Below are 22,702 nucleotides of genomic sequence, written 5' to 3'. Positions count from 1 at the left end.
TCAGCCCCTTGGCTCAGATTTGATGCTCTTTTGCCAGACGCACGGCCAGGGACGTGTGGCGCTGCCGCCCACGTTCGTTGCCCAGCCCCATGTGCATGGCGCGGCGCGAACCCATGAGCACGGCCAGCTTCCTGGCCCGGGTCAACCCGGTGTAGATCAGGTTGCGCTGCAGGAGCATGTAGTGCTGCGAAACCACCGGCATGACCACGGCCGGATATTCGCTGCCCTGGCTCTTGTGTACGCTGATGGCGTAGGCCAGACCTATCTCGTCCAGTTCATCGAAACCGTACTCCACTTCACGCCCATCAAATTCCGCGACCAGGGTCTCGTCCTCCGGATCGAAGCCGAGTATGCGCCCCAGATCGCCGTTGAAGACTTCCTTGTCGTAGTTGTTCCTGAGCTGCAGAATGCGGTCCCCGACCCGGTAGGCCCGCTGTCCGCGCACCAGCTCCCGCCCCTGCGGATTGAGGCGCTCCTGCAGCAGGCGGTTCAGGGCGATGGTCCCCACCTCGCCCTTGTGCATGGGCGTCAGTACCTGCACGTCAGTCATGGGATCAAGACCGTACGCTTCGGGGATGCGCTCGCAGACCATGCGCAGGACCAGGGATTGCAATTCGAGCAGATTCTCCTTTTCGACCCAGAAAAAATCGGCCTTGGGCGGGGCATGCGGGCTGCCGAGGGGAAAAGCACCTTCGTTGATGCGGTGCGCGTTGACCACGATCATGCTCTCCCGCGCCTGGCGGTAGATGTGCGTCAGGCGCACGGCCGGAACCACGCCGCTCTCGATCATGTCTCCGAGCACATTGCCCGCGCCCACCGACGGCAGCTGGTTCTCGTCGCCGACGAAAACCAGACGGCAGGTCAGGGGCAGCGCCCGCAGGAGCGACAGGCACAGACCGCAGTCGAGCATGGAGACCTCGTCCACGACCATGACGTCGGCGGAGAGCTTCTTCTCCTCGTTGAACTCGAAGCCCGTCGCCGGCTGATAGCGCAGCAACCGGTGCAGGGTCGTGGCCGTGAATCCGGTGGCCTCGGCCAGGCGCTTGGCGGCCCGGCCCGTGGGCGCGGCCAGCGAAATCTTCAGCCCCAGGGCTTTCAAGGCCCGCACCACGACACGCGTGATGGTCGTCTTGCCCGTGCCCGGCCCGCCGGTGATGATGGACACCTTGTGCCCGCAGGCCGACTCCACCGCAGCGCGCTGCTCTTCGGACAGGGTCAGGGACTGACGCTGTTCCTCGTGCTCCACGGCCCTTGAAATCTTCTCCGGGGCAATGCGGCTGACGTGATCGAGCAGCCCCTGCAGGCGCGAGGCAATCTCTCGCTCCGTCCGATAGAAATAGGTCAAAAAAACGGCCTCGGCCACGCCCTTCTCCGGCAGGGGCTCGACCACCAGACGCTTGCGCTCGACCAGGGCGTCGATCTGTTCTTCGATGAGCTCCAGGTCATGACAGCCCAGCAGCTTGGCCGCCTCCTCCGCCAGGACCGGACGCGGCAGGAACATGTGCCCGGCCCCGTCGGCCACCTGGCGCAGGCAATACTCCACCCCGGCCTCCAGACGCTGCGGCGCGTCCTCGGCAAAACCGAGTTTGAGCGCCACCTCGTCGGCGGTGCGAAAACCGATGCCATGGATGTCGTAGGCCAGATCGTAGGGGTTGGCGCGCAGACGCTGCACGGCGTTCACCCCGTAATGGCGGAAAATCCGGTGGGCGAAGGTCGTGGCCACGCCGTGAGTCTGCAGGAAAAGCATCAGCCCGCGCACCTCGCGCTTCTCCTGCCAGGAGGAAATGATGGTCCTGAGCTTGGCCGGGCCGATGCCCTCCACTTCAAGAAGCTGCTCGGGATCCGAATCCATGATGTCGAGAATCTGGCTGCCGAAGCGGCTGATCATGCGGTCGGCGGTCTTCTCGCCGATGCCCTTGATCGCCCCGGAGCCCAGAAAACGGCGGATGCCGTTTATGGACGCGGGCAGAAGATGTTCGCAGGTCTCGGCCTTGAACTGCCGCCCGAACTTGGGGTGTTCGACCCACTCGCCCGACATGCGCAGGGATTCGCCCGGAGCCACGTCGCCCAGAAGCCCGACCACGTTGATCTGGCCGGGTTCGGACGGTGAATCCACGCGCGCGATGACGTAGCCGTTTTCAGGATTGTGATAGACGACGGTGACGACTTCGCCCGAAATGGTGTTCATGGGGCTACAGGGACTGCCTGTGCTTGAGGGACTGTTTGAGGGTTTCGCGGTCCACGTACTTGAGCTCCGAACCAAGTGGGATGCCCTGGGCCAGACGGGTCACGGACACGTCCGGAAAGCCGCGCGTCAGAAGGTTGTGCACATACGACCCAGTGGCTTCGGCCTCCATGGTCGAACCCAGAGCCAGAATGACTTCGCGCACCTGCCCTTCACGCAGGATGGACTCAAGGCTGTCCAGCTCGAGGGCCCTGGCATCGATCCCGTCCAGCGGAGACAACAGGCCGCCCAGGATCAGATAGCGACCCTTGAAGATGCCGGACTCCTCCATGACCATGAGGCTGTCCCACTCCGAAACCAGGCAGAGCTGCTCCGGAGTCCTCGCGGGGTCGGTGCAGAGATGGCAGGGGTCGCTGTCGGCCAGGCCGTGGCAGCGCGAGCAGATGTGCAAGGCACTGCGCAGGCCTTCGATGTCACGGCCGAAGGAGCGCACAGACTCCTCGGGCCATTTGAGCAGGGTCAGGGCCATGCGCAAGGCGCTTTTGGGCCCCACCCCGGGCAGGGCCGAAAACTGATCGACGATCTTTTGCAATGGAGAAGGAAGACGCTGCACCCGGGCTCCCTAGAAAAGGCCGGGAATCTTCATCCCGCCGGTGATCTGGGCCATCTCGCCCTGCATCAGGTCCTTGCCCTTCTTCAGGACTTCGTTGACCGCCGACAGGACCATGTCCTGGAGCATGTCCACATCCTCAAGCACGGCCGGGTCGATGACCACAGACAGGATCTCACCGGCGCAAGTCGCCTTGACCGTGACCATGCCGCCGCCCACGCTGGTCTCCACTTCCTTCTTGCCTATCTCTTCCTGAGTGCGCAGCATCTTCTTCTGCATCATCTGCGCCTGTCTGATAAGTTCGTTCATATCTCGCTCTCCTTGGAATTTCCGTTTGATAGGGGCCGGACCTCGACGATCCGAGCCTGAAATTTTTCCTGAGCCTCCCGCACAACGGGGTCAACCAGGGCCATCTCGCGCAGCTCCGTGCGGGTCTTGCGCACAGACTCCTCCGGAGCGTCAACCCGCAGCGTCACCCCCGGACCGAAGTAGGCGCGCGCCGCTTCCGTCAGCAAGGGCATGCTGGCCTTCAGGCGGTCGCACAGAAATATGTGCCGACTCGTCATCACGAGCTCCGATCCCCGAAGCTCCCCTTGCGCCTTGTCGAGCCCCGGCAGAGGCTTTGCCCCCTCCGTGCGTTTGGCGCAAAAGGCCACGAATCCAGCCCAGCTCTTGGGCCCGGCAGGCGCGGCCTGGGTGGCAGACGGGACCGCGCCCGGGCCATCGGTCCGGCTCTTGAAGTCCGCCTGCGCTTCCCGCAACGACATGTCCGGCCCTGAAGCATGGGCAAACGCCCCGGACGCTGCGGGCCGTGACATCGCCCTGGACGATTCGAAAGACTGCGGACCTGTTCGCGCAGGCCCGGCCGGTGCGACCGGTGCGGCCGGTGCGACCGGTGCGGGCTGTGCAACGGGCGCTGGCTGGGCGGCAGGCGCGGCCTGGGTTGGGGCTGCAGATGCCGAAACCGGTCGGGGCGCGGCGTTGCCCGGCGCACGCGGCGCGGCAGCCGGGGGCACGGGTCGGGGCGGGGCGGGACGGCCGGGGGCCGCTCCGCGACCGGAATCGCCGCCGGGACGGGCTTCTCCGGCGCCCATGGCCAACAGGTCCGGCAGGCACGCCAGATTGAGGAGCAAAAGCTCCAGGGCCAGGGCCGGCTCCATGCTGGTCAGCACCTTGCGCTGGCTGTCCATGGTCATCTGCCAGGCCGCATGCAAATGCCCGAGGGAAAATCCAGGCGCGACGGAGGCCCAAATATCCACTTCCTCGGCCGGAAGGTCGATGATGCTCCGCGCGGCGTCGCCCATCTGATGCAGCAGGAAAAGATTGCGCCAGCAACCGGCCAGCTCACGCAGGAAAAAGCCCAGGTCCACGCCCTGATCCAGGATCTGGGTCAAAAGGGCGTGCAGGCCCTGCAAATCGCGGGACTGCACGCATTCGATCAGACGCACGAAAACCTCTCCACCGGCCAGGCCCAGCACCTCGCGCACGTCGGCCAGAGTCAGGGAATCGGAACCCAGGGCCATGACCTGACCCAAGAGCGACATGCCGTCTCGAACCGATCCGGCCCCGCGCCGGGCGATGAGGGTCACGGCGGATGGCTCGGCAGGCATGGATTCACGGATGAGCACGCCGTCCAGATGCCGCACCAGTTCGGCCTGGGGCAGACGCTTGAAGACGAAATGCTGACAACGGCTGATGATGGTCTGGGGAAATTTTTCCGGCTCCGTGGTGGCCATGATGAAGGTCACATGCCCCGGAGGCTCTTCAAGGGTTTTCAGCAGCGCATTGAAGGCCTGCTTCGAAAGCATGTGCGCTTCGTCGATGATGATGACCTTGTAGCGGCATTCAAGCGGCGCATAGCCCACGTCTTCCTTGAGACGGCGGACATTGTCGACGCCGGTATTGGAAGCACCGTCTATCTCGACCACGTCCACGGCCGAGCCCAGGGTGATCTGGCGGCAGATCGGACATTGGTTGCAGGGCTCAAGGGCGGGTCCGTTCTGGCAGTTCAGGGCCTTGGCGAAGATGCGGGCCAGAGTGGTCTTGCCCACCCCGCGCGTCCCGCTGAACAGATAGGCCGGTGCGACCCGTCCGGTGGACGCAGCCCGGGAGAGGATGCGCTTGACAGCGTCCTGGCCGGCCACTTCTGCAAAACTCTGAGGGCGGTAACGGGCGGTAAGGCTTTCCTGACTCATGGTGCGTGGTGGGGGTGCAAAGGTTCATAAACGCCGGGTCCCGCAACGCGGAACCCGGCATGCGCGCAAGGATCGGAAAAAGCCTAGATCGTGTAACGGGCCAGCCACTTTCCGTACTTCGGATTGTCGCCGCGCAGCAGCTTGAAATAGGCGTCCTGCAAGGCCGCCGTGACCGGGCCGCGACTGCCCTCGCCGATGGTCCGGCGGTCGATCTCGCGGATGGGCGTGACCTCGGCCGCCGTGCCGGTGAAGAAAGCTTCGTCGGCGCAGTACAATTCGTCACGGGTGAAACGGTCCTCGATGACGGTGTAGCCGAGGTCTTCAGCCAGGATCATGAGCGTCTCGCGGGTGATGCCGGCCAGGATGGAACCCAGCGGCGGAGTCTTGATCACGCCGTTTCTGACCATGAAAATGTTCTCTCCGGTGGCCTCGGACACATAGCCTTCGGCGTCGAGCATGAGGGCCTCGTGGTAGCCGTCGGCCAGAGCCTCGCGCTTGGCCAGCACGGAGTTGACGTAGTTGCCGCAGGTCTTGGCCTTGGTCATCATGACGTTGACGTGATGCCTGGTGAAGGTCGAGGTCTTGATGCGGATGCCCTTCTCCAGGGCTTCGGCCCCAAGATACGCGCCCCACGGCCAGGTGGCGATGATGGTCTGGATCGGGTTGTCGCCGGGGAAGACGCCCATGGCGCCAGCGCCGATGAAGCACAGGGGCCGGACGTAACCCTCGGGCTGACGGTTGGCCTTCAGGGTCTCGATGATGGCATCGAAAATCTGCTGCTGGGTGAAGGGGATGACCATCTCATTGATCTTGGCCGACAAAAAAAGCCTCTCGACGTGTTCCTGCAGACGAAATACGGCCGAGCTTCCGTCGGAGCAGACGTAGCAGCGGATGCCCTCGAACACGCCCACACCGTAATGCAGAGTGTGCGTCAGGACGTGAACCTGTGCCTCGTCCCAGGGCACGAGCTTGCCGTCGAACCAGATCTTGTCAGCTTTCTGTACCATACATCCTCCTCGATATGGGCGTCTTTTTTGGGGCCCGGAACGCGTGGTCCAAGGCGTGTGGGGACACTAGGACATGGCCAAGGCCCGGTCAAGAGAGCCCTGTCCTACTTGCCTTTTTCGTTGTCGTGGCTGGAGCGGAAAACCATGCGGATGGGCGTCTTGTCCATGCGGAAGACCTTGCGCAGCTGATTTTCCAGGTAGCGTACGTAGCTGCCGTGAAAAAGCTTCGCGTCGTTGACGAAGAACACGAAGGTCGGAGGACGGGAGTCGGCCTGGGTCATGTAGTAGATCTTGCCCCGGCGGCCGCCCATGACTGGGGGCTGATGCCGCTCGGTGACCATCTTGACCAGGCGGTTGAGTTCGCCCGTGGTCACGCGCTGGCCGCACTGCTCCCAGAGCTTCTCGATCAGGGGCAAAAGCCCGCCCAGCCCGGCCATGGAGACGGACGAGGAATACAGCACCGGCACATGGGCGCAGAAAGCGAACTCGTCCACCAGGTCCTTCTTGGTCTTGGCCAGCTGGTCCTTGGTCAAAAGGTCGATCTTGTTGACGACGATGACGAAGGGGATCTTCTCCGTGTCCAGAAAGGACAGAAGGCGCTTGTCCTGACCGACCACGCCGTCCATGATGTCGAGCACCAGGACCACCACATCGGCCTGCTTGGCGGCCTGCATGGAATGCACTACGCTGAAATATTCCAGAGAATCCGTGACCTTGGACTTGCGACGTACCCCTGCGGTGTCGACAAACGTGTACGTCTTGCCGCCGCGCTGCACGGTCACGTCCACGCAGTCGCGGGTGGTGCCGGCCTCGGCGCTGACCATGAGCCGCTTCTGGCCCAGCAGCGCGTTGATGGTCGAGGACTTGCCCGCATTGGGACGGCCCAGGAGAGCGACCTTGAGCCCGCCCTGGACGTGTCCGCCTTCCAGCTCCTGCGCGTCGACCTTGGGCAGGACCTCCTCGATCATCTCCCGCAGGTCACCCATGCCGAAGCCATGGGACGCGGACACGCAGTCCAGCGGGAAGCCCAATCCATAGAAATCGGCGGCCATGGTCTCTTCCTGCTCGGGACCATCGACCTTGTTGACGATGACGCGCACTTCCTTGCCGCTCTGGCGCAGATACTGCCCGACCTGCTCGTCCTGGGGATGCAGCCCGGTCCGTCCGTCGACGATGAACAGTATGAGGTCCGCCCCGGCCATGGCCTCCCGGGCCTGTTCGAAGATGCTGATCTCGATCTCGTCGCTGGAATCGGGGACCAGACCGCCGGTGTCGACCAGCATGTACGAACGCGTTTCCCCGCGCACCTCGCTGAAGATGCTGTCCCGGGTCACTCCGGCCATGTCATGGGTGATGGAGACCCGCCTCTTGATAAGACGGTTGAAAAGAGTGGATTTGCCCACGTTGGGACGCCCGATGAGGGCCACCATGGGAAGAAACTGGTTCATGGTCTGCGTTCCTGGCCGATGATCTCGGCGATGCTCGATGTGTAGGGCGGGGAAAGCACCCCGCGTTCAGTGATGATGCCCGTGATCAGGGAATGATCCGTGACATCGAAAGCGTAATTGAAAACCGGGACCCCTTCGGGCGTGATCCGGGTGTCGCCCACGTGGGTCACTTCCAGCGGCGTGCGATCCTCGATGGGAATGAGGCTGCCGTCCGGGGTGGCCAGGTCGAAGGTGGAGCTGGGCGCGGCCACGTAGAAGGGAATGCCGTAGTGACGGGCCAGAATGGCCACGCCGGAGGTCCCGATCTTGTTGGCCACGTCGCCGTTGGCCACGATGCGGTCCGCCCCGACCACGACCTTGTCCACCATCCCGCGCTGCATCAGCAGCGAACAGGCGTTGTCGCAAGCCACGGTGACCGGGATGCCGTCCTTGTGCAGTTCGTAGGCGGTCAGCCTGGCGCCCTGCAGGAAGGGCCGGGTCTCGTTGGCGATGACGGAAATCTTTTTGCCCATGTCCACCGCGCCGCGAATCACGCCAAGGGCAGTGCCGTAACCCGCCGTGGCCAGCGCTCCGGCGTTGCAGTGGGTCATGACCGTGTCGCCGTCGGCAAGCAAGGCTCCGCCGAATCGGCCCATGGCCTTGTTCATGGCGATGTCCTCGGCGTGGATCTTCATGGCCAGAGCCAACCAGACCTCGCCAAGCTCGCGCGGGTCCTGGATGTTGTACCCGGCCTCGCGCATCAGGCCCACGGCCCAGACCAGATTGACCGCCGTGGGCCGCGCCTGGGCAAGCATGGAGAGCAGGCGCTCAAGTTCATTGCGCCAATACGCTCCGGCGGCCATGGCCTGCCTGAGCGCAATGCGGCACCCGTAGGCGGCGCTGACGCCGATGGCAGGCGCCCCGCGCACGACCATGGTCTGCAGCGCGAAGACGACGTCCTCGACAGTGCGACAGGCAAAGGTTTCCTCGATCAGCGGCAGTTTGCGCTGGTCGAGCAGCAGCAGGGTGCAGGCCTCGGCGTCAAAGCGGATATGGTCTTCCATGGAGTTCCTCTTAAAAAATGGGTCGTATGGGTCGCATGGGACATATGAAAATCTCTTCAACCTATATGTCCCATAGGTCCCATAGGTCCCAGAAATCCTATTCTGCCCATTTTTCTCCCCCAACAAAAAACCGGACTACCAAGCAGCCCGGTTTTCACAGACAGGCTTGGCGCCCTGTCCGTTCAGGAGCGCTCAGTCACTTCCACCAGGTGAAAGCCGAACTGGGTCTTGACCGGTCCGTGCACGACGCCGACGGCTTCGTTGAAGCAAACCTGGTCGAATTCCGGAACCATCTGGCCGGGACCAAACGAACCCAGATCGCCGCCGCGCTTGCCGGACGGGCACTGTGAATAATTGCGGGCGATCTCGGCGAAATCTCCGCCCTCTTCCGTGATTTTCGTTTTCAGAGCCTGACAAACCTCTTCGGTTGCCACCAGAATGTGACGGGCACGTGCTTTGGCCATGGAATTCTCCTTCGTTTTTTTTTGTGGCCCTACCCGTATGCCCGTCACTTGGCAAGACGCCCCTGCGGGTCAGGCGTAGGCGAGCATGTGCCGCTTCACGGCCTCCATGTCCACGCTCTTGCGATACAGGGCCCCACCTGCACACTGCGGAAGCTGCGCGTCCTTGGAGGGCCGCTCCTCGCGAAAGAGCACTCCTATGGGGATCTCTTCGCCGAATGTCGAGGCCACGGTCATGGCGGCGGCCCAGTCCCCGGGATCGTGGCTGACTTCCTTGCACCTGGCCTTGTACCAGGCAAAGGTGTTGAGCTTGTTGAAGGATATGCAGGGCGAGTGCAAGTCCACCAGGGCGAAGCCTGGATAGCGCATGGCCTCGACAATGGTCTTCACGGCGTGCTCGTGAAACCCGGAAAAAGTCCTGGCCACAAAGCCGGCGCGCATGGCCACGGCCACGGCCACGGGATTGAAAGGCTGATCGACGACGCCCAGAGGGTTGTTCTTGGTCACGTGCCCGGTCATGGTCGTGGGACTCGACTGGCCCTTGGTCAGGCCGTAGATCTGATTGTCATGGACGATCAGCGTGATGTTCACGTTGCGTCGGATGGCGGCCAGAAAATGGTTGCCGCCCTCGCCGTAGGTACAGCCGTCGCCCGATTCCACCAGCACGGTCATCTCCGGGTTGGCCAATTTCACGGCCTGGGCCGGGGACAAGGCGCGGCCGTGCAGCCCGTTGAAACCGTTGCACTTGAGATAGTGCACGATCTTGGCCGCCTGACCGATGCCGGAGACCATCACGAACTGATGCGGCAGAATGCCCTGACCGGCCAGGGCTTCCTTGACGGCCACGAGCACGTCGTGGTTGCCGCAGCCGGGGCACCAGCTGGTCTTGAATTCGCCGTAGGTCTTGGTGTCGTTCATAAAGCCTCCAGGATGGGCCGCAGCCGCTCCATGACGAATCCGGTAGTCAGGGTCCGGCCGTCATAGCGCAGAACGGTGTCTTGAATGTGAAAACCCGTGGTCTTGCGCAGCAGGCCCGCGAACTGGGCGGTGCTGTTGCCTTCCACTGCCACGACGGTTCCTGCCGCCTCAAGGCGCGGCATGAAGGTATCCGGGAGCAGCGGCCAGACCTGAGTGAAACACAGGCAGGCGGCCCTGATCCCGTCGTCGCGCAGCTGCGCGGTCACTTCGCGCAGCACCTCGCAGGAGGATCCCCAGCCGACCAGCAGGAGGTCCGATTCCTCGTCGCCCGAAAATTCCGGCGGCAGCGCTTCGGCAAGGAGCGTGGCCATCTTGGCCTGGCGCTTGTCCTGCATGCGCACGCGGATGCCCCCGTCCTCGATGATGTGTCCGACCTCGTCGTGCTCATGGGAATCGGCCAGGACCAGACTCTCTCCATGTCCGGGAATGCGCCGGGCGGAGATGGGCTCGTCCCAGTTGTAGCGACGGTAGTTCCCGGGGTCGGTGTCGCCGAGATCGGGATTCGTGATGGGCGCAAGTCCATCCAGATCAAAGGGAGCGACTGAGCGCGCGGCGCTGGCCAGATACTGATCTGAAAGCACGAACACCGGGCCCTGGCTCTTTTCGGCCAGATCGAAGGCCTTGTGGGTCAGATAAAAGCAATCCTGCAGCGTGGCCGGAGCCAGGATGGCGCGCGGAAATTCGCCGTGACCGGCGTAGAGCACCAGATCCAGGTCCGCCTGCTCCGTGCGCGTGGCCAGGCCCGTGGCTGGGCCGGGGCGCTGGACCACGACAAATACCACGGGTGTCTCCGAGACTCCGGCCAGGCTCACCGCCTCGGTCATGAGGGCGAACCCGCCACCCGAGGTGGGCACGATGCTCCGCGCCCCGGCATAGGATGCCCCGAGCGCCATGTTCGCGGCCGCGATCTCGTCCTCGGCCTGCTCCACCACGACACCCATCTCGACGGCGGCGTGCACCAGACCTTCGGCGATGGAAGTCGCCGGGGACATGGGGTAATATCCGCAAAACCGCACGCCGGCGGCCAGCGCGCCAAGGACGATGGCCTGGTTACCGTCCATGGTCAGCAGCCCGCCCGGGCTCTCGGCGGGGGGCAAGGGCAAACGAGGCGCATTGTCCGCGGCCCATTTCATGGCGGCGTTAAGGACGCGCAGGTTGCTGGACACGATCTCGTCGCCCTTGGCCTTGAACTGCTCCAAAAGCTGTTCCTCGAACAGGGAAGCTTCAAGCCCGAACATGGCGCCGAGCACGCCAAGCAGGGCCACGCTCCGAAAAACAGGCCGCGCGGCAAGCTCGGCAAAGGGAATGGCCACAAGGCCTGGAGTATCGGGCAGTTCCCAGGCCGCGTCAGCCAGGATGACGCCCGGAGACTTGAGCTTGTCCCTGTGCAGCTCCACGCTCTCCCGGCTCATGGCCGCGAGCAGATGGAACGTGTCCGGCGGGCCCTGCACTGGGCGCGAGCCGATGCGCACGCGAAAATTATTGTGCCCGCCCCTCACCCGGGACATGACATGCTGGGCCACAAGCAGATGCCTGCCCGACCGGACCACGGCCGTTCCCAGCAGTCCGGACACGGTATCCAGACCCTGACCGGCCTCCCCACCCATGATCAAATGCAGTTCTTCGTGCACGAATATCTCCTTGGTTTCCCATGAGCGCGGCGATTCCGCGACATGAATCTCGACCATCCTCCTGCTTGCATATTTTGCGGGAGGATACAACCATCGGCGGCTTACCGTGACAAAAAATCCGCTGTTCCCCGCGACGTGCGCCCCATGACATGCTTCATCCGGCGGCCGCGCCGTTCCACTGGACGGGACCGGCGGAAATCCTTAAGGCAATCGCGTCTGAAGGATCATCCCCGTAGAAAGGAAATTTCCATGTCCCCACCAGCCTGCGTCATCGGCATCGACACCGGCGGCACCTACACGGATGCGGTAGTTCTAGACCGCTCGTCCGGCCGGGTTCTGGCCGGCGTGAAGACCCCGACCACCCCCCACGACCCGGCCGTGGCCATCGGCCGAAGCCTGGAAAAAGTGCTCCTGGCCTCGGGCGCGAACCCGGAAACAATCGAACTCGTGACCGTTTCCACGACCCTGGCCACCAACGCCCTGGTGGAAGACAAGGGCGCGGAGGTCGGACTCTTCGTCATCGGGCACGACAAGCGGCTGCACATCCCGGCGGCGGACATGCGCTTCATCCCCGGCGGTCACAAGGCCCGGGGGGTCGAAGCCGAGCCTTTGGGCATGGATTATCTGATCCAGGGCATCGCCGCCATGAAGGGCCGCGTCGACGCGTACGCCGTCTGCGCCATGCTCGCCTTCGAGGACCCGACCCACGAACTGGTTGCGGCCAAGGCCATCGAGCTCATGGACCAAATGCCCGTGTTCTGCTCCCACCAGGCCAGCACCCGCCCGGGCATGGAGGAACGCGCGGCCACGGCCGTCCTCAACGCCAGGCTGCTGCCCGTCATGCAGGACTTCCTGCGCGGCATCGCCCGGTCCATGGAACGCCTCGGGCTGTCCTGCCCGGTACGCATCGTGCGCGGGGACTGCCAGAGCATGGACCTGCCCGAAGCCGTGCGCAACTCCTCGGCCACGGTGGCCAGCGGTCCGGCGGCCACCGCCCTGTTCGGCGGTCACGCCGCAGCGGGCGAGACCGCGCTCATCGTGGACGTGGGCGGCACCACGACGGACATCACCCTCATCAGGGAAGGCCATCCCGTGGTCCGAGAGGAAGGCATGACCATCGGCTCCTGGCGCACGCACGTGCGGGCCGTGGAGATGTACACCGTGGGCCTTGGCGGCGACAGCCTGGCGCGCGTCGAGAATGGCCGCCTGTCCCTTGGCCCGGCCCGGGTCGTGCCGTTGTCCCAGATCCACCTGCATCTCGATGGGCCGGCCCTGGCATCCATGACGCGCCCCGAAGCCTGGCTCGGCGCGGACCTCTGCGCCCAGTGCGTGCAGCTGGCTCCGGGCACCGATCCCGGAGACGACCAGATCCTGCGCTGGCTCGCCGAACATGGCCCGGCCACGCCCATGCGCCTGCGGCAGGAGCTGGCGCTGGCCGAATCGAACCTGGAAAAAGCCATCGCCAGACTCCAGGCCGCACGGCGGGTCGTCACCTGTGGATTCACGCCCACGGACGCCCTGCACGTGCTCGGACGCCTGGACCTTGGCGACGCAAGGCCCGCCATGGAAGGGGCAGGCGTGCTGGCCGCGCTGCTAAGCCTCGCGCCGGAAGCGTTCTGCGATCAGGTGCTTGAAAAGGCCCACGCAACCATCGCCACCACCATCCTGTGCGCCCTCGGCAACCGGGAAGTCGGACCGGCCCTGGCCCATTTTTTTGAACAGCCCGAGCAAAGCGCGCTCCTGGACATCACGATCAGGGTCCGCCCCCGGATCATCGGCATCGGCGCGGCCGCACCGTTCCTCTTGCCTGAAGTGGCCGCGCGCCTTGGCACCGAAGCAGTCTTTCCAGAACATTACGAGGTCGGAAACGCCCTGGGCGCGGCCCTCATGGACACCATCACCAAGGAGTGAACATGCATTTCAAGGAACAATCTTTTGCGGCGGCCATGGAAATCTGCAGCGAAAGCGAACTGGCCGAGGTTGTGCACGCCTGGATCCCCGGCGGTGCGGGATATGTGGCCCACGCCTGGGCCGAAGTCGAGGACGCGGTCTATGACCTGACGGAGAGCGAACGCCCGATCGCCAAGGCCGACTACTACGAACGCATGGGCGTGCAGCCGCACCTGACCCGCCGCTACGGCCGGGTCGAGTACTTCACCCTCATGGCTGAAACGGGCAGCTTTGGCCCCTTCGACACGAAATTCTTCTTCGCCAACCAGACCTCGTTTCTTCCCCAGGCGTGACGACCATTCCGTTCGCAGGCGAGATCGCTGCCCTTTCGGCGGCCTTCATCTGGGCCCTGGCCACCATCATCTACGCCCGCACCGGCAACAAGGCCCCGGCGCTGTTCCTGAACCTGGTCAAGGGCAGCATCGCCGTGGCCATGCTGACCGTGACCATTTTTGTCCTTGGCGATGCGCCTCCCACCCTCTCGACGTCGCAGTGGCTGTGGCTGGTGGGCAGCGGGATCGTCGGCATCAGCATCGGTGACAGCGCCTATTTTTCGGCCATAAAACGCGTCGGCCCCAGCCAGACCCTCCTGATCGAATCCCTGGCTCCGCCGCTGACCGGCGTCCTTGCTCTCTGTTTCCTGCACGAGGCCATCGGATTCTGGGCCTGGGCGGGCATCTTCCTGACCATGAGCGGCATCCTGTGGGTGGTCACGGAACATCAGCCCCAGCAGAAGGGCTTGAATCTGCCGGGCCTGGGCTTCGCCACCCTGGCCGCCCTGTGTCAGGCCACCGGCATGGTCATGTCCCGGCAGGTCATGGTCGCAACCGACATCACCCCGCTCTGGGCCGCCCTCATCCGTCTGGCCGCGGCCAGTCTGGTGCTGTGGACCGCGCTCCCGCTCCTGAAACCCGAAATCGTCCTGCGCCGGGAATGCTGGCGGGCCATCGGCACGGCCCGAAACGGATGGGCGTTCTTCACCCTGGCCGTCTTTCTGGGCACGTTCCTTGGCATTTGGCTGCAACAGGCCGCACTCAAGCTGACCGGCGCGGCCATCGCCCAGACCCTCATCTCGGTCAGTCCTCTTTTCGCACTTGGGCTTGCGGTCGTGACCGGGCACAAGGTCTCCCGGCGCAGCCTTGTCGGCGCCCTGGTCACCCTGGCCGGCGTTGCCCTCTTTTTCCGCTGAAAAAAGCCCGGGGCGGGCTCAGGCGGCATGGGAACCGGGACTTGCCTTTTGGCTTCGTCCTGATATTTCTGATTGCTGCAAACCTTCTCACCGTCCCGGGAGCACCATGACCGCCACATCTTCCTGCCCCACCGCGTCCCAGGCCGCTCCGGTCAATCTGGTCATCTTCGGCGCCACCGGAGACCTGGCCATGCGCAAGATCTTCCCGGCCCTGGCCTCCCTCTGCCAGAACGGGCTGCTCAGCCACGACACGCGCATCCTGGCCGTGGGACGCACGGATTTGAGCGCGGACGAGTACTCGAACCTGCTCGGCGAAAAACTCGCCCAGGCCATTCCCCCGTCCTGTCTGGCCGACCTCGTGCCCCGGATCCGCTACCTGCGCCTGGACCCCGACGAGCCCGAATCGGGTTACACCCTGAGCATGGCCCTTGGCGACCTTGACCGCGAGACGCCGAAAAATCGACTCTTCTACCTGGCCGTGCCCCCCAGCGCCTACATTCCCCTGGCCACCATGCTCGGCGAGGCGGGCCTTGGCCGGGAGAGCGAGGACACGAGCGTGCGCATCGTCGTGGAAAAACCCTTCGGCCGCGATCTGGCCACGGCCAGGGAGCTGGATACGGTGCTGCACCGCTACTTCAAGGAGCGCCAGATCTTCCGCATCGATCACTACATGGCCAAGGAGACCGTGCAGAACGTCCTGCTGCTGCGCTTCGCCAACGCCCTCTTCGAGCCGGTCTGGAACCGCCGCTACATCGACCACATCCGCATCACCGCCGCCGAAACCCTCGGCATCGGCCACCGCGCCGGTTTCTACGATCAGGCCGGGGTGCTCAGGGACATGTTCCAGAACCACATGATGATGCTCCTGTCGCTGTGCGCCATGGAGCCGCCGTCCATATTCGAGGCCGAACTGGTCCGCGACGAGCGCTCCAAGGTCTTCCGGGCCCTGCGCCCGCTCGATCTGGAGCGACTGGATGAACAGCTGATCCTGGGCCAGTACGGACCGGGCATGTCGGGCGGCGAGGCCGTGCCGGGATACTTGCAGGAACCGGGCGTGCGGCCCGATTCGATCACTCCGACCTTTGCCTGGCTCAAGGTCTATCTGGACAACTGGCGCTGGCAGGGCGTGCCGTTCCATCTCTGCTCGGGCAAACGGCTTGAGGCCAAGCACACCGAGATCACGGTGCAGTTCAAGAGCGTGCCCGTCTCCATGTTTCGCAAGTCCAGGGATGAAGTCATCCCCCCAAACCGCCTGGTCATCGGCATCCATCCAGATGAAGTGGTCCGACTGGAGGTGCAGACCAAGGGCCAGGGCTCGCAGCTCTGCCTGCAGGGTCAGTCAATGGAGTTCTCCTACGGCGCGGGCTCGGGTCTTGGCCGTCTGGACGATTACGCCAAGGTGCTGCTGGATTGCATCACCGGCGACCAGACCCTTTTCTGGCGGCAGGACGCCGTGGAGCTTTGCTGGGGCTTTCTGACCCCCATCCTGGACCGCTGCGACTGCCCGGACAGCGAGCTGCCCCTGCATACCTACGTCGCGGGCGGCCCCGGCCCCAAGGCCGCGCAAAGGGCCGGATAATGACCGGACCAGGCCTGGCGCAAGTTCCTGGGCACAAGTCGCCGCGCGTTCAACAATAAACCATTCACCATCCCACGGGAGGACCCATGGCCGGTTTTGAAGGCACCAAATGGGCTGATTTTCAGTCACGTTACCTGCTCCAGGGCAAGTCCCTCGCCATGGTCCCCATGGCGGACAAGGTCCCGGCGGTGTCCCGCTCCATACATTACGGACTCTGCCTGGCCTTCGAGGGCATCCGCTACTTCATCGGCCCGGCCGAGGACGGCAGCCTGCATGTCCAGTTTCTGAACCTGCACAAGAACCTGCAACGTTTCCGCCGCTCCATCTCCTTCAACCTGGGCGCGGCCCAGCAGGCTCTCGTGCCCTCGGAAGATGAACTGGAAGCCATGATTCTGCACTACCTGCGCAGCCCGGAACTGGCCGAGTTCATCCATTACATGGGCGAATCCGGCGGGCAGGGCTATCTGCGCCCGTTCACCGTGGACGAGTCCCAGTCCATCGGCGTGACCTTTCCAGAAAGCCCGTCCATCCGCATGGTCACCTGCACCTACGACCGCTACATGGGCGAACCCTTCAGCGGCGTGGTCGTGCCGGGACTGGTGCGTGCCGTTGGCGCCAACGGCACGGGCAACCTGAAACTCGGGGTAAATTACCTCCTGAGCGTCAAGGCCGTGGACGAAGCCCGAACCATCCTGCCCGAGGCCTCTTCGGCCCTGTTTCTGGACGACCGGCTGGACCTGCCCCTGCGCGACCGCCGCGTCACGGAGTGGGACTCCTCATGCTGCCTCATCGCGCTGACCGGCGGTTCCGTGGTCAAGATCCCCGAAAGCCCGCTCATCCTGCCCTCGGTCACCATCCAGGGCATCTGCGCCATCCTGCGCGAATCCGGGATTACGGTCGATGAGCGCGACATGACCTACGGCGAACTCATGGCCCGGGCCGAAGCCGGAGAGATCGCGGCCATCGCCTCCATCGGCACGGCGGGCATCCTGAACCGCGCCCAGCGGCTGGTCATGGTCGATGAAAACAACGCGCCCTGCGCCCAAATGCGCGCCCAGACCGATCACCCCCTGTACCTGGCCTTGGGCCGCGCCCGGCAGACATACTGGGACATCTACCAGGACAAGGCCCCGGTGCCACAGGGAATGGTCCTCCAAAGCTACCTGATTTAGGACATTTCAGAGCCAAGTCCGCCAGCCCTGTTGACAACAGGCCCCGGACCCCATATCAGGCTTCCCACGTCAGGGGATGTAGCTCAGCTGGGAGAGCGCTGCGTTCGCAATGCAGAGGCCAGGAGTTCGATCCTCCTCATCTCCACCAAGAAATCAAGGGTTTGGATGTAACAATCCAGACCCTTTTTCTTTTCCAAAATATCCTTCCCCGCACCATTCCCCGCACGGGGATCAGCTTTGCACCACTTGTTCGTCGAAAATTTCTTTTTTTTCTGCACTCCTCGGCCTGAAAAACCCTGCGCCTTTCGTGTAAGCGAGCGCGCGGAATTATGAAGGAAAAAAGGCTGGCCAGGATGGTTTGTAGAAACTCCTGCCAGGCGCACCAAGCGCAAAAAAACCCGGTTTCCCGGGCTGCCATAGCGTTCAACATTCAAACCAAATCCATTTTCATGACAAGGAATAAAAGCATCCCTACCTCATCAACTCTACAGGATTCCCCTTTGCTAGATAGTCTTTCAGCTCGTCTGATATTCTATCATCACTAGCGACTCTGTTCCAAAAATCTATTGCCGTATCTACAACCATTTTATACAATTCATCAGAGAGGTTTATCCTTTTTGGATGCTTAGGAACAAATGTGTATGGCTGCAATTCACCACCACTTTTTGGTGCAAAACCCATAGAACACATATCGTATACTGGCAAAAGCCTAAACACATCTCCATCAATTGAAAAACTTAAATTTCCTAAATGCATATCAGTATTATTGATTAGCTTCCCAAAGCACCATATAAACTCAGCATCAAACACATGCTCTTTGGCAACTAAACCTATCTCCATCAATTTATTCAATACCAAAGGCCAGCTAGATCCCTGTCCAACAAATTCAGCGTCAATAGAGGCAAGGGAAATCATTGACATTCTACCATACTCACCAGAACGATCAAACCTCTGAGATTCTAAAAAAAACCGATTATTCACCTCAAACAGTCTCGTTTCTGCTGCCGGAAAATTTTTCCGATGCAACGCCTCTACTGCATGATATTCTGTAATGAGCACGTCTCTCCACCTGCGCGATATTGAATTATCATCAGGAGATGAAAATTTTACAATAACATGCGATCTGCTCTTTTTGCTAAATGTCGTAAATTTAGGTTGTTCACCACCTGCAGAGGATTCGGGAACTTCACCTTCCATCACTTTATCAGCAATACGCGGATACTCAAAGTCATCAACGGCCTCAGGTTTACGACGAACACGCAATAAAGCTTGTTCGCCAAACTTAAAGTTTCCTGGCAAATCCTCACCGTTTGAAACTAGATACCTTCCTACATGATCTGTCGTCCACCACTTGGGATCAGGCGGAAACTCTTGAAATTGAGCGTGCATTTCTTTAGCAATTTGCCTTCCAAGAAATCCTTGAGGCCCTATATCTTGCAAATAATATGGAAGGTCATCATTCATTCCATCTCTACTTAAACCTAATAGCAATTGAGAGGCGCCAGCTGATTGCTCGACATAAAATCCCCCTGTCACAAGCGGCCTAATGTGCGCTACAATCACAGTATTTCCATGAGGATCAACCATTGCCAGCGGCAGCCTATCGCTACCGCCAAAAGCGGTTCTTGTCATAACATACTTTGGAGTTCTGCCGCTTCGAATTGTTACGACACTGCGTTCCATCTTTCTTAGCTGTCTTGAGACAGCAGCCTGTGACAATCCCGTTGCAGCCTGAATCTCCCTAGACGAGACCGCTCCCTGCTCAAGAAATTCAACTAACGATAACGGCATACACCCTCCAACAAAGCACTTTTGACTTAATTTTGACTAGCAAATTTGACATAACTTACTGTTAATATATTTTAAAAATCAACAACTTAAGTAGAAAATAGAATATGAATTTGAATGATATTTGAATAGAATATTAAGATCTGTAAAACATCTTGTCAATCAAGTCGAAACTATAAGCCCGGTTGCCAAGGCTGTTGTTTGTCATCTGCCGAATCCGGCGTTGCCTGCCGTATCGCTAGCGCCCTTGGTCCTAACAGGACGCGTCTTGCCGATTCTTGAGCCATTCCTTTCGTTACCTCGGCTGTTCATCCAGACCGTTGTTCATTGTTTTCACTGAAAAAATCGGCGATCGATTGATATTTCGTGAAAATGATGAAACACAATAAAAAAGAATGCCCCTCCGGCATGGGTCTTGAAACAGTTTTCAAGGCAAGATTCCAGTATCGCTCATGAAAACTGGTTGTCAGGCGGCCATCTCACCCTAACCTTGCGAGTCGCGAATGCCCACTCACCTGTCATCGACGGAAAATCGCCACGACCAGGAATACCCGAGCCGGGAAAATGCGTTGCATGACATCCTGATGAACGCGCCCATCGGCTTCTCGACGGCCACGCCGGGCGGCAAACTTCTCAGCGCCAATCCGGCACTGGCGAGAATGCTCGGCTATGACTCCCCTGAAGACCTGATCGCCTCCGACCCGGACATCGCGGTCCGGCTTCATGCCGCCACGACGGAAGAGCATTCAAAAATCGCGGATGGGCCGCAGAATGACAATGCCCGGGAATTCCGGGTTGCGCGCAAGGACGGAACCATCATCTGGGTGTCCGGAAAGACCGGAATCCTGCGCGATGCCGAAGGCCGGATCTCGCACACGCAAAGCTTCACCACCGACATCACCGACCGTAAGCGCATGGAAGCGGAGCTTGAGGCCAGGGAAAAGAACACCTCCATGCTCGTCGGCAGCCTCCCCGGCATGGCCTTCCGCCGCCGCAACGACGCGGAACTGGACATGGAGTACGTCTCGGACGGCTGTCTCGGGCTGACCGGCTACAGCGCCGAGGAGCTGCTGCACAGCAAGCGTCTCTCGTTCACCGACCTCATTCTCCCTGAATACCGCCACGATGTCCGGAAAAAATGGACGGAAGGCATCCAAAAGCTCGCTCCGGTCCAGCTCGAATTCGAGATCATGACCGCCGACGGGCAGCCCAAATGGGTCTGGGAAGTGGGCATTCCCGTGCAGGGTCAAAACGGCGGGATCGGGACCCTCGAAGGACTGATCGTCGACATCACGCCGCGCAAGCTCGCGGAAAAAAACTCGCTCTTGCGCGAAAAGGCCCTGGAGCTTGCGGCCGTGACCTCTCTTGAGCTTCTCCTTGAGCCCGATCTGGAACAATCCATGCCCAGGGTCCTGGCGCGTCTGGGTCAGGGCACGGACACGGACCGTGTGTACGTATTCAAGAACCAGCCCCGGACCGAATCAGACACAGTGCTGACCAGTCAGCTCTACGAATGGGCACGGCCCGGAATCCCGACCCAGATCGACAATCCGAACCTCCAGAATCTGCCCATGAACGACCTGACGCCACGCTGGCTGGCGGAGATGCGCGCCGGTCGCTCCATCAGGGGGCTGGTCCGCGACTTTCCGGCCGACGAGAAGCAAATTCTCGAACCGCAGGGCATCATCAGCATCCTGGTGGTCCCCATCCAGCTGCACGGAACGTTGTGGGGATTTCTCGGCTTCGATTCGGTTCGCGCACCGCGCCCCTGGACGCCCATCGAGGAACATGTCCTGAACATCGTCTCGGCCAGTCTGGGCGCGGCCATCGCCCGCAGACAGGCTCAGGAGGAACTGGCGAGCAGCAACCGGACGCTCATGACCATCCTCGACAGCCTGCCCGTGGACGTCTACGTGGCCGACCTGACCAGCTACCGCATCCTGTTCATGAACCAGTACATAAAGGACAGCTTCGGGCGCGACTGCACAGGCGAGCTCTGCCACGAAGCGTTCAACCACGAATCCACGCCCTGCGGCCACTGCACGAACGGCAGGCTGCTGGACGAACACGGCCGCACCCAAGGAGTCATCGCCTGGGAATGCTTCAACCCCGTGACCGGCAAATGGTACAGGAACTTCGACCAGGTCATCCCCTGGACCGACGGACGCCTCGTGCGCATCGAAATCGCCATGGACTTGAGCGACCGCAAGCGGGCCGAAGAGGAAATCCTGCGGGCCCGGGATCTGGCCGAGGCCGCCAACTGCGCCAAGTCCGAATTTCTGGCCAACATGAGCCACGAGATCCGCACGCCCTTAAACGGCGTCATGGGCATGCTCCAGCTCCTGCAACTCACCAAGCTCGACCCCATCCAGGAAGACTACACGGACACCGCGATTCATTCCTGCAACCGGCTGGTGCGGCTCCTGACCGACATCCTTGATCTCTCACGCATCGAGGCAGGCAAGCTCAGCATCCAGAGTGCTCCCCTGGAACTGTCCGAAGTGCTGCGCCAGACCGGGGACCTCTTCTCTCCCACGGCCAGGGAAAAAGGGCTGGCCCTTCGCTTCCGGATCGATCAGTCCATCCCCCGCCAACTTCTGGGAGACGCGACACGCCTGCAGCAGGTCCTTGGCAACATGGTCGGCAACTCCCTCAAATTCACCCCGGCCGGCAGCGTAACCGTCGAAGCCTCTCTTCTGCCTGCGCTGCATGACGGACAATGCCGGGTGCTCTTCTCCGTGGCCGACTCCGGCATCGGCATCCCCGACGACAAACTGGGCAGCCTTTTCCAGCCCTTCTCCCAGGTCACGGAAGGGTTCACCCGCAGCTATCAGGGCGCGGGTCTTGGCCTGTCCATCTGCAAGCGCCTCGTGTCCTTCATGGGCGGCAACATCTCTGTTATCAGCGAACTTGCGGTGGGCACGACCATGTATTTCAGCGTCACCTTCGCCATGGGAGCAGAAAAAGCCGAGTCCGTCCCGGCGCGAGAATCCTTTTTTGCCCCCGCCCTGGACGGCTTGAGCGTGCTCATGGCCGAAGACGATCATTTCAGCGGCATCCTCGGCGTCAAGCTCCTTGGCGCTTTCGGAGCCACGGTCAAGCATGTGCAGAACGGGAAGCAGGCTCTTGAGGCCCTCGCGAACGAGCCCTTCGATCTTGTGCTCATGGACGTACAGATGCCGGTCATGGACGGTGTCGAGGCAACGCGGTCCATCCGCCTGGGCCTGGTCGGCGATCAGGTGAAAAACATTCCCATCATCGCCATGACCTCCTATGCCATGGACGGGGACCGGGAAAAATTCCTCGACGCGGGCATGAACGCCTATGTGGCCAAACCTGTGGACATCAAGGACCTGATGCACGCCATTTCCCAGATGCTGCTTCGGGAGGGCGCGAAGAAACCGATCAAGACGAAGACCGGCCCCTGAGCCCTTCGCTTTCCGCCCTCCGGGCCGTTGTCAGGAAA

At 61.9% G+C, this 22,702-nt stretch carries 17 protein-coding genes and 1 tRNA gene; 7 read left to right on the top strand and 11 right to left on the bottom strand.

Features of this window, described 5'->3' with window-relative positions:
• Positions 1 to 13 precede the first annotated feature (13 nt).
• From recD2 to BMZ40_RS08370, 10 genes are all read right to left on the bottom strand, one after another.
• Positions 14 to 2,188 carry an SF1B family DNA helicase RecD2 gene (gene recD2, locus BMZ40_RS08415; RefSeq protein ID WP_092374022.1) on the bottom strand — a complete coding sequence of 725 codons (2,175 nt, stop codon included), beginning with the start codon at positions 2,186 to 2,188 and terminating at the stop codon, positions 14 to 16.
• A 4-nt stretch (positions 2,189 to 2,192) separates the two neighbouring features.
• Positions 2,193 to 2,798, bottom strand: coding sequence for a recombination mediator RecR (gene recR, locus BMZ40_RS08410; RefSeq protein ID WP_092374019.1), 606 nt, complete (start codon positions 2,796 to 2,798; stop codon positions 2,193 to 2,195).
• A gap of 9 nt (positions 2,799 to 2,807) precedes the next feature.
• On the bottom strand, positions 2,808 to 3,104 hold the full coding sequence (locus BMZ40_RS08405) for a YbaB/EbfC family nucleoid-associated protein (protein WP_092193538.1): 297 nt from the start codon (positions 3,102 to 3,104) through the stop codon (positions 2,808 to 2,810).
• On the bottom strand, positions 3,101 to 4,990 hold the full coding sequence (gene dnaX / locus BMZ40_RS08400) for a DNA polymerase III subunit gamma/tau (RefSeq protein ID WP_092374015.1): 1,890 nt from the start codon (positions 4,988 to 4,990) through the stop codon (positions 3,101 to 3,103). Before dnaX ends, BMZ40_RS08405 begins: the two co-directional genes overlap by 4 nt.
• An 83-nt stretch (positions 4,991 to 5,073) precedes the next feature.
• Positions 5,074 to 5,997, bottom strand: coding sequence for a branched-chain amino acid transaminase (locus BMZ40_RS08395; RefSeq protein WP_092374012.1), 924 nt, complete (start codon positions 5,995 to 5,997; stop codon positions 5,074 to 5,076).
• Between the two features lie 104 nt (positions 5,998 to 6,101).
• A complete protein-coding gene (gene der / locus BMZ40_RS08390; RefSeq protein ID WP_092374009.1) occupies positions 6,102 to 7,445 on the bottom strand; it encodes a ribosome biogenesis GTPase Der in 1,344 nt (447 codons plus the stop codon).
• Positions 7,442 to 8,488, bottom strand: coding sequence for an S-methyl-5-thioribose-1-phosphate isomerase (gene mtnA / locus BMZ40_RS08385; RefSeq protein WP_092374006.1), 1,047 nt, complete (start codon positions 8,486 to 8,488; stop codon positions 7,442 to 7,444). Before mtnA ends, der begins: the two co-directional genes overlap by 4 nt.
• A 182-nt stretch (positions 8,489 to 8,670) precedes the next feature.
• The gene (locus BMZ40_RS08380) at positions 8,671 to 8,952 is read right to left on the bottom strand and encodes a peptidylprolyl isomerase (protein ID WP_092193543.1); all 282 of its coding nucleotides are present in this window, start codon (positions 8,950 to 8,952) and stop codon (positions 8,671 to 8,673) included.
• 69 nt (positions 8,953 to 9,021) lie between these two features.
• Positions 9,022 to 9,867, bottom strand: coding sequence for a thiamine pyrophosphate-dependent enzyme (locus BMZ40_RS08375; RefSeq protein WP_092374003.1), 846 nt, complete (start codon positions 9,865 to 9,867; stop codon positions 9,022 to 9,024).
• Positions 9,864 to 11,534, bottom strand: a complete 1,671-nt coding sequence (locus BMZ40_RS08370; protein WP_245751064.1) for a 2-oxoacid:acceptor oxidoreductase subunit alpha — start codon at positions 11,532 to 11,534, stop codon at positions 9,864 to 9,866. Before BMZ40_RS08370 ends, BMZ40_RS08375 begins: the two co-directional genes overlap by 4 nt.
• A gap of 273 nt (positions 11,535 to 11,807) precedes the next feature.
• Here BMZ40_RS08370 and BMZ40_RS08365 point away from each other — a divergent pair, with 273 nt between their 5' ends.
• The 6 genes from BMZ40_RS08365 (at position 11,808) to BMZ40_RS08340 (ending at position 17,596) form a co-directional block, all read left to right on the top strand.
• The gene (locus BMZ40_RS08365) at positions 11,808 to 13,469 is read left to right on the top strand and encodes a hydantoinase/oxoprolinase family protein (protein ID WP_092373997.1); all 1,662 of its coding nucleotides are present in this window, start codon (positions 11,808 to 11,810) and stop codon (positions 13,467 to 13,469) included.
• Positions 13,470 to 13,471: 2 nt separating this feature from the next.
• On the top strand, positions 13,472 to 13,801 hold the full coding sequence (locus tag BMZ40_RS08360; RefSeq protein ID WP_092373994.1) for a hypothetical protein: 330 nt from the start codon (positions 13,472 to 13,474) through the stop codon (positions 13,799 to 13,801).
• Positions 13,798 to 14,697 (top strand): DMT family transporter, encoded by a 900-nt coding sequence (locus BMZ40_RS08355; RefSeq protein WP_092373992.1) that lies wholly within the window; start codon positions 13,798 to 13,800, stop codon positions 14,695 to 14,697. Before BMZ40_RS08360 ends, BMZ40_RS08355 begins: the two co-directional genes overlap by 4 nt.
• Before the next feature lie 106 nt (positions 14,698 to 14,803).
• Positions 14,804 to 16,276, top strand: coding sequence for a glucose-6-phosphate dehydrogenase (gene zwf, locus BMZ40_RS08350; RefSeq protein ID WP_092373989.1), 1,473 nt, complete (start codon positions 14,804 to 14,806; stop codon positions 16,274 to 16,276).
• 86 nt (positions 16,277 to 16,362) lie between these two features.
• Complete coding sequence (locus BMZ40_RS08345; RefSeq protein WP_092373987.1) at positions 16,363 to 17,448, top strand: aminotransferase class IV; 1,086 nt, start codon at positions 16,363 to 16,365, stop codon at positions 17,446 to 17,448.
• Between the two features lie 72 nt (positions 17,449 to 17,520).
• Positions 17,521 to 17,596: transfer RNA gene (locus BMZ40_RS08340), tRNA-Ala, on the top strand.
• Between the two features lie 323 nt (positions 17,597 to 17,919).
• Here BMZ40_RS08340 and yjjJ read toward each other — a convergent pair.
• The gene (yjjJ, locus tag BMZ40_RS08335; protein ID WP_092373985.1) at positions 17,920 to 19,239 is read right to left on the bottom strand and encodes a type II toxin-antitoxin system HipA family toxin YjjJ; all 1,320 of its coding nucleotides are present in this window, start codon (positions 19,237 to 19,239) and stop codon (positions 17,920 to 17,922) included.
• A 500-nt stretch (positions 19,240 to 19,739) separates the two neighbouring features.
• Between yjjJ and BMZ40_RS08330 the strand changes: the two genes are divergently transcribed.
• Positions 19,740 to 22,664, top strand: a complete 2,925-nt coding sequence (locus BMZ40_RS08330) for a PAS domain S-box protein (protein ID WP_092373983.1) — start codon at positions 19,740 to 19,742, stop codon at positions 22,662 to 22,664.
• Positions 22,665 to 22,702 lie beyond the last annotated feature (38 nt).

The organism is Desulfomicrobium apsheronum (assembly GCF_900114115.1).
Classification (GTDB): domain Bacteria; phylum Desulfobacterota; class Desulfovibrionia; order Desulfovibrionales; family Desulfomicrobiaceae; genus Desulfomicrobium; species Desulfomicrobium apsheronum.
This window is presented reverse-complemented; position numbering and strand designations above follow the sequence as displayed.

Bases quoted from the DNA above. Each gene is read 5' to 3' on its own strand.
- BMZ40_RS08395 (WP_092374012.1), bottom strand. From the start codon at position 5,997: ATGGTACAGAAAGCTGACAAGATCTGGTTCGACGGCAAGCTCGTGCCC.
- yjjJ (WP_092373985.1), bottom strand. From the start codon at position 19,239: ATGCCGTTATCGTTAGTTGAATTTCTTGAGCAGGGAGCGGTCTCGTCT.
- dnaX (WP_092374015.1), bottom strand. From the start codon at position 4,990: ATGAGTCAGGAAAGCCTTACCGCCCGTTACCGCCCTCAGAGTTTTGCA.
- zwf (WP_092373989.1), top strand. From the start codon at position 14,804: ATGACCGCCACATCTTCCTGCCCCACCGCGTCCCAGGCCGCTCCGGTC.
- BMZ40_RS08365 (WP_092373997.1), top strand. From the start codon at position 11,808: ATGTCCCCACCAGCCTGCGTCATCGGCATCGACACCGGCGGCACCTAC.
- BMZ40_RS08360 (WP_092373994.1), top strand. From the start codon at position 13,472: ATGCATTTCAAGGAACAATCTTTTGCGGCGGCCATGGAAATCTGCAGC.
- mtnA (WP_092374006.1), bottom strand. From the start codon at position 8,488: ATGGAAGACCATATCCGCTTTGACGCCGAGGCCTGCACCCTGCTGCTG.
- BMZ40_RS08405 (WP_092193538.1), bottom strand. From the start codon at position 3,104: ATGAACGAACTTATCAGACAGGCGCAGATGATGCAGAAGAAGATGCTG.
- BMZ40_RS08380 (WP_092193543.1), bottom strand. From the start codon at position 8,952: ATGGCCAAAGCACGTGCCCGTCACATTCTGGTGGCAACCGAAGAGGTT.
- BMZ40_RS08375 (WP_092374003.1), bottom strand. From the start codon at position 9,867: ATGAACGACACCAAGACCTACGGCGAATTCAAGACCAGCTGGTGCCCC.
- recD2 (WP_092374022.1), bottom strand. From the start codon at position 2,188: ATGAACACCATTTCGGGCGAAGTCGTCACCGTCGTCTATCACAATCCT.
- BMZ40_RS08330 (WP_092373983.1), top strand. From the start codon at position 19,740: ATGCCCACTCACCTGTCATCGACGGAAAATCGCCACGACCAGGAATAC.
- BMZ40_RS08370 (WP_245751064.1), bottom strand. From the start codon at position 11,534: ATGGGTGGGGAGGCCGGTCAGGGTCTGGATACCGTGTCCGGACTGCTG.
- BMZ40_RS08345 (WP_092373987.1), top strand. From the start codon at position 16,363: ATGGCCGGTTTTGAAGGCACCAAATGGGCTGATTTTCAGTCACGTTAC.
- der (WP_092374009.1), bottom strand. From the start codon at position 7,445: ATGAACCAGTTTCTTCCCATGGTGGCCCTCATCGGGCGTCCCAACGTG.